4 protein-coding genes are annotated in these 3,193 nt (G+C 37.1%); 2 read left to right on the plus strand and 2 right to left on the minus strand.

Annotated features, from left to right (window positions below; genetic code table 11):
* Positions 1-1,168: ATP-binding protein (locus E1176_RS03400; protein WP_155209171.1), on the plus strand; the 1,168-nt coding region annotated here is incomplete at its 5' end.
* Here the strand turns inward: E1176_RS03400 and E1176_RS03405 are convergent.
* Complete coding sequence (locus E1176_RS03405) at positions 1,149-2,117, minus strand: hypothetical protein (protein WP_155209172.1); 969 nt, start codon at positions 2,115-2,117, stop codon at positions 1,149-1,151. The two genes, E1176_RS03400 and E1176_RS03405, sit on opposite strands and share 20 nt — an antisense overlap.
* 189 nt (positions 2,118-2,306) lie before the next feature.
* On the opposite strand from E1176_RS03405, the gene E1176_RS03410 reads away from it, so the two are divergent.
* Entirely contained in the window at positions 2,307-2,447 is a 141-nt protein-coding gene (locus E1176_RS03410; protein WP_155209173.1) for a hypothetical protein, read from the plus strand.
* 8 nt (positions 2,448-2,455) lie between these two features.
* Here the strand turns inward: E1176_RS03410 and E1176_RS03415 are convergent, their stop codons facing one another.
* On the minus strand, positions 2,456-3,142 hold the full coding sequence (locus tag E1176_RS03415; protein ID WP_155209174.1) for a head GIN domain-containing protein: 687 nt from the start codon (positions 3,140-3,142) through the stop codon (positions 2,456-2,458).
* Positions 3,143-3,193: the final 51 nt, after the last annotated feature.

Raw genomic sequence — 3,193 nt, forward strand, 5'->3', positions numbered from 1 at the left:
GTACACCAATCTACCTCCTGGCAGATATTCATTTGTAGTAAAATCAAGAAATATATATGAGAATGAGGGCAACCTTGCTACTTATGATTTTACCATCCTCTCCCCGTGGCATCAGACAACAACCGCTTATATTGGCTTTGGTATTGCAGCATTATTGTTGATATGGTTTATCAGCTTAGCCTATACTTATCGTGTAAGAGCACAAAGAAGAAAACTTAAACTGATTGTGGCTGACAGAACATTTGAAGTGATCTCTCAGAAAAAAGAGATCGAATCTCAAAATGAATTACTAAAAAATCAATACACAGAAATCAGCCTTCAAAAGGATGAGATTCAGGAGAAGAACACTGAGCTGCAGCAATCCCAAGAGGAAATACTATCAATAAACGACAAGCTAAAAGAACTTAACTCACTACTTGAAAAAAAGGTTGAACAACGAACAAAGAAAATCAAAACCACTCTTGAAGAGCTGAAGCTTACGAACCATCAGCTTGATACTTTTGTATACCGAGCTTCGCACGATCTAAAAGGTCCAATCAGTAGAATTCATGGCCTGACCTCTCTTGCAAAACTAGAATCGCCAGAAGGCATGAATTTTAAATACTATGACCTTATTGAGCGGGCTGCATTAGACATGCAGGGCCTACTTTCTAAACTCAGCCACGCCTATGAGATCATGAATAAGCGAGTAGTAACCGAGAAAATTGATATTCCATATTTGCTAAGCGAAATAAGAGAGTTAGTAAAGTTTTTAGATAATGGTACTAAGTACAACTTCGAGATTGAAGAGAAACTATCTGTTCAAACTGATAAGTATTTACTGAAAATTGTACTTACCAACCTGATCGAAAATGCCCTCATCTTTAGACAGCGCAACACTGAGTTGCACGAAGTGAGGGTAAGCTGCTATGAAGAAGAAGATCAATTTTGTTTTCAAATAGGCGACAATGGTATCGGAATAGCCACCGAACTTTACCCCAAAATATTTGAGATGTTCTTCAGAGGTTCAGATCAATCCAAAGGCAGTGGATTAGGTCTGTACATTGTTAAAACTGCTGTTGAGAAATTAAAAGGATCTATCGAGGTGTCAAGTACGCAATACTCTTATACAGAATTTACTGTGAAAATACCTCTGAGTGTGTCGAAGCTTAGGCCTGCTGAGATTTAAGAAGCTTAAAGCTTTTTAAAATATTAAGTACAATATTCAAAACCAGATAGGCAACCACGACAATCAGTACGTTTCTACCACTAAAGCTTTCCATGAAAAATCCTACGATCATGATTAATGGTGTGAATAGGCCTGTACTTCTCTCAACTCCATCAATGAGATGCGCTTGAAGCAGTTTAATGTTATACCAAAACGCGTATAACAAGATTATGGAAAGGGTGGCAATAGGCTCAAACATTAGCCCTGAAAAAGCACCAATAATTATAAGCGCTACGGTATACAACCATATACCGTATGTCACATGCTTAATTTTACCAATCAATTTTATAAAAGTGAGCAGCATGACAAATGACACTACTAAAAGAATGATATCTACTACTCTTGCACCACTTAAAGGCGTTAACTCATAAAAATCTCTGATTGGATCAATTGCATAATTTGTGAGAAAAACTATCACCAGAATTGCTATCTCCAATCGGTCTAATACGCCATTACTTACCTCACCTGTCTTAAATAACTCATAAAATCTTACGGTAAGTAATAATGAGGCAATCAAGCTTATAGTTATAGTAACCCAAACATTTAATACATTGAGTGAAACCAACGCTATCACTAGCAAAACGAGATAATTTAAGGTTATAATCAATAAAGCTTTGAACCGTGCATCAACACTCAGTGCTTTGTTTGATTTACGTTTACAGTATAACCTATCAAAACAGGTATAAGCAACCAGTAATAGAATAACCGTTGCGGCTACTGCTTTTTGACTAAAGTTTGGCTGTATCAATGCAATAAGTAAAGCTATGTACAAAGCCATTGACGCAATGGTAAGCAAAGTGGTCGCTGCCCACTTTTTAGGTATTATCGCATCTATCGAATTGGTTATATGTTTATCAAACCAGGGACTTAATACTGACTTGCTCCTCACCTCTTTGCTGCTTTTAGACATGTTTTACAAATAAGCACAAATTTGGTCGCACCTCCATCAATATTTCAAACAGCTTACTAGCTCATAAGAGCAACCAGTAAACATGTCTATTTGCAGCTCATAGTTTAATTCTACGCTTTGTCTCAAAAAGAAAAACAAAGTTGGAACATTAATTCACATTATTGCGTTTAAACCCCAAAATAAGAGGTTATGATAAACTTTTCATTCAAAAATAATAACTGGAAAATCAGAATTAAGAAGAAGGTAGACTTCTCTTATCAGAAGAATTTTAATGAAGCCGTCTTAAACCTGGAGCTGAATTTACAGGAAGAAAGAATTAAGACGGCTTAGCCATTTATCTAGTTTGACTTACGTACAGACCCTCCACTACTGGAATCAGTTTGTGATTTACCTGGGTCACCTTTGTATTTAATACTACCTCCACTACTCGCCTCGGCATTTATTTCGTCTCTGACACTTACTTTCACTCCACCAGCACTACTAGCTCTCACATAAGCTACTGACGCGTCCAAATCATAAGCATCTACACCACCTGCACTGCTGGCGCTTACATCTAATTTTCTCGCCTTACCTGCTACCTCAAGATCTCCTGAGCTACTTACGTTTACATCTAATTCTTCTACATCAACTTCAATTTCAACGTCTGCTGCACTTGACACCGAGACAGTAAGTTCTTCTCCTTTAATTACACCTTCTGAAAAAACAGAAGAAGCTGAACTTGCTGTGATACCCTCTAAACTTTTGTAAGTAACATAAACATCAACATCGGTATTTTTATGATTACCCTTGGCCAGGTGTATTTTAAGACGACCTCCACTTACATCGGTAAGCACATCTTCTACATCTATACCTTTGGCCACCACCTTTACTTCTTCCTCAGCACCACTTTTTAAGTAAACAGTAATAGCTTGTGCTACACGTATTTCATCAAACGACCCGGGCTTTCTGGTTTCAGTGTTTTGGGCAAATGCTACTGCTGATAAAAGCAACATGGCAATTATAGAACTTAATACTTTTCTCATCATCTTAAATTTAAATACACACTAAAGACCAATAAGGAGTAAAAGTGTTGCATA

This window comes from Fulvivirga aurantia (genome assembly GCF_009711475.1).
In the GTDB taxonomy this organism is placed as follows: domain Bacteria; phylum Bacteroidota; class Bacteroidia; order Cytophagales; family Cyclobacteriaceae; genus Fulvivirga; species Fulvivirga aurantia.